The following is a 2,945-nucleotide window of genomic DNA, read 5'->3' as shown; positions in this document are numbered from 1 at the left end:
CCTCTTCGAGCCACAGGAGTGTTGGAACTTCCTCAGGGCTGCCGGATATGCGTCCGTTTAACCGTCCGATGCTCTAGCGACAGCCTCGGTGCGCTTAGCCTGAAGCTCCCTTTGACGATCAGCATCAATCTTTGCTCTGTCCTCCGATCCATATGTTCCGCGATAGTAGCACATGGTGTCCTCTATCTCTCTCGATTGCCTCGCGACAGATCGGCGAGCCGTCTCACTGCGACTTGCTCGGGTCATCTGCCGGATTGGCGTAGGTAATGGCAAAAGGCCCCATCGAGTCGATCTGCACCACCGCGTCGGTGCCCATGAAGGCGTAGTGGTTCATGTTGGCCGGGAGATCGACGAAGCCACCACTGCCGAGCTTTTCCGCCTTGGCCTGATCGAGCTTGTCGCCCATGCCAAAATGGAAGTCGCCTGAGATGACGGTGATCCGCTCCGCCGTGGGATGGCTGTGAGCCGGGATTTTGTAACCCGCAGGAGCTTTCAGCCTCATCGTGAATGGTCCGGCCTTGGAAGGGTCACCAGACAAGACGGTAGCCTGTGCTCCTTTTGGCAAGACCGATGGCGCTGGCATCCACTGGAGTTGGTCAGGGCGCATTGCGTGACCGGCTTTAAGATCCTGGGCCAGCACGCTACCCGTGGTGACAAGAAGTAGGACTGTCGTGAGCAGGAGCGGGCGCATGGCAAACCTCCCTGAATGGTTACAGTCATCTCAGCTTAAGAGCGATCAACAAGGCCGGGAGGGGCACAAGCGGAACGCTGCTTGATGCTGTAGCTCCTTAAGGCCGCTCCCGGTCTGCCGTCCCTTGATGTCCGCTAGGCTGAGGCCGGTCCGCGTGCCTCAGCGGTCATCGCGGCCAAGTTCGGAGGTGGTTGCATGCTGAACCTCCTTCCGCAGGAATGCACCGCTCTTCTCAAGGCCGGTGCGCTGCACCAGGGCAGCGCGAAAAGGCTCTGCCTGTTGAGGTATGGTGTCAAGAATAAATGACGGGATGAAGACTACTTAGCAGACAGGCACTCACAGGCAGGCATCAGAAATTCAATTCGGTAAGACAGATAAACCTGTGGTCTCGTGGTATGCTGCTGGCGGCTGTGGGGTGATCTCAGCAGGAGGCTCTCATGTACGCCGTCATCCGCAAATTCAACAAGATGCGTTCCATCGACGAAGCCGCACGCCGAGCCGAAAGCGGGCTTGCGCCAATCCTGCGGCAATCACCAGGGTTCCAAGGCTACTACATCGTCAAGGGCGAAAACGATATGGTCGTGTCCATCACCCTGTTCGACGCCCAGGACGCCATACGGGAAGCCCATCGACGAGCCATGGATTGGACCAGGAAAAACATCAGCGACTTCCTTGAGGGTGAACCGGAGGTCATTACTGGAGAGGTCATCGTGAGCGTTCCGGCTCAGGGCGCAATAGCCGCTTGACCAATCGCCATGTTCACTTCCGGGGAGGATGTCCAAAGCCACGATTAGATCACGCAGACCTTTAGGTGATGCACCTGTTTGATCCCAGGGTTTGATGGTGCATTCTTGTCTCTCGACTGGAGGGATGCTCTATGGGCCAGGTTCTCCACGGCAGCGCCACAACGACAGAGGCAGTCCGTCGAGCGATACAGCATAGTCAAGCGAGCTTGAGAGCCCTGGCCCAGCGCTATGGCATCAATCCGAAGACGGTTGCCAAGTGGAAGAAGCGCAGCTCGGCGGCTGACATGCCGACCGGGCCCAAGGACGCCAAGTCCTCCGTGCTGTCGGCCGCCGAAGAGGCCATCATCGTGGCCTTCCGAAAGCACACCCTGCTGCCCCTGGACGACTGCCTCTACGCCCTTCAGCCGACCATCCCGCACCTGACTCGCTCCTCGCTGCACCGCTGCCTGCAGCGGCATGGCATCAGCCGCTTGCCGGAGGTGACCGGCGACAAACCGGCCAAGAAGAAGTTCAAGGCCTACCCCATCGGCTACTTCCACATCGACATTGCTGAGGTGCACACGGAGGAAGGGAGGCTCTATCTGCTGGTGGCCATTGATCGCACCAGCAAGTTTGCCTTTGCCCAACTGCATGAGAAAGCCACCCGGAGTGTGGCGGGCGACTTCCTGCGGGCCTTGATCGCGGCTGTGCCGTACGAGATCCATACTGTGCTGACCGACAATGGCACCCACTTCACCAGTCTCGGCAACATCAGTTCGGCAGCCCCTTTGATCAAAGAAGCCATGGTAAGAGGCGAGATCTTCCGGGCGCATTCGTTCGAGCTCGCCTGTGCCCAGAACGACATCGATCATCGCTTGACCAAACCACGACATCCCTGGACGAACGGACAGGTCGAGCGGATGAACCGGACCCTCAAAGACGCGACCGTCAGGCGCTACTACTACGACACTCATAACCAGCTACGGGGTCACCTTGGCGACTTCCTGACGGCCTACAACTTCGCCCGAAGACTCAAAACGCTGCGGGGGCTCACGCCCTATGAGTACATCTGCAAAATCTGGACAACAGAGCCCCACTGCTTCAGGCTCGACCCGCTCCACCAAATGCCGGGACTAAACATCTAGACGCGAAACGGCGTAGCGAATTGAATGAATGATCAGGACTGGGGCTTGAACTCGCCAGTTCTGCCCTCCAATTACCATCCAGCGAGATGGTAGAAGGATGGTAGCCATGGCTAACAATGTCTACGAGCTTCGGCCCAAGGCCGCAGACAGCGAGAAGATCACGATCAATCTGGGCTATGTCGACCTCGGCCAGATTGATCTCCTCGTCCAAGAGGGCTTCTATTCCAACTGTACCGACTTCATCCGGACGGCCATACGCAACCAGCTTGATCGGCACAACGACGCCGTCCGGAAATCCGTCGAACGACACCAGCTCGACCTCGGCCTGCGCCACTATGGTCGCCAAGACCTCGAGGCCGCGCAAGCAGCCGGAGAAATGCTGCG

Annotated in this window: 4 protein-coding genes; 3 read left to right on the top strand and 1 reads right to left on the bottom strand. The window is 58.5% G+C overall.

The genetic code is table 11. The features are described 5' to 3' along the window. Window positions 1-223: 223 nt before the first annotated feature. The gene (locus ILT44_RS30100; RefSeq protein ID WP_204243280.1) at window positions 224-691 is read right to left on the bottom strand and encodes a cupin domain-containing protein; all 468 of its coding nucleotides are present in this window, start codon (window positions 689-691) and stop codon (window positions 224-226) included. 437 nt (window positions 692-1,128) lie between these two features. On the opposite strand from ILT44_RS30100, the gene ILT44_RS30095 reads away from it, so the two are divergent. The 3 genes from ILT44_RS30095 to ILT44_RS30085 form a co-directional block, all read left to right on the top strand. Further along, window positions 1,129-1,437, top strand: coding sequence for a hypothetical protein (locus ILT44_RS30095; RefSeq protein ID WP_204243279.1), 309 nt, complete (start codon window positions 1,129-1,131; stop codon window positions 1,435-1,437). Window positions 1,438-1,568: 131 nt separating this feature from the next. Further along, complete coding sequence (locus ILT44_RS30090) at window positions 1,569-2,561, top strand: IS481 family transposase (RefSeq protein ID WP_204243278.1); 993 nt, start codon at window positions 1,569-1,571, stop codon at window positions 2,559-2,561. A 106-nt stretch (window positions 2,562-2,667) separates the two neighbouring features. Continuing rightward, window positions 2,668-2,945 (top strand): ribbon-helix-helix domain-containing protein (locus ILT44_RS30085; RefSeq protein WP_204243277.1); only part of this gene is annotated, 278 nt, incomplete at its 3' end.

The organism is Microvirga arvi (assembly GCF_016892765.1).
Taxonomy (GTDB): Bacteria; Pseudomonadota; Alphaproteobacteria; order Rhizobiales; family Beijerinckiaceae; genus Microvirga; species Microvirga arvi.
The sequence above is the reverse complement of the archived record's forward strand: the minus strand, read 5'-3'. Positions and strand labels throughout refer to the sequence as shown.

Excerpts from the sequence above, each read along its gene's own strand:
- ILT44_RS30100 (WP_204243280.1), bottom strand. The coding sequence starts at position 691 with ATGCGCCCGCTCCTGCTCACGACAGTCCTACTTCTTGTCACCACGGGT.
- ILT44_RS30095 (WP_204243279.1), top strand. The coding sequence starts at position 1,129 with ATGTACGCCGTCATCCGCAAATTCAACAAGATGCGTTCCATCGACGAA.
- ILT44_RS30090 (WP_204243278.1), top strand. The coding sequence starts at position 1,569 with ATGGGCCAGGTTCTCCACGGCAGCGCCACAACGACAGAGGCAGTCCGT.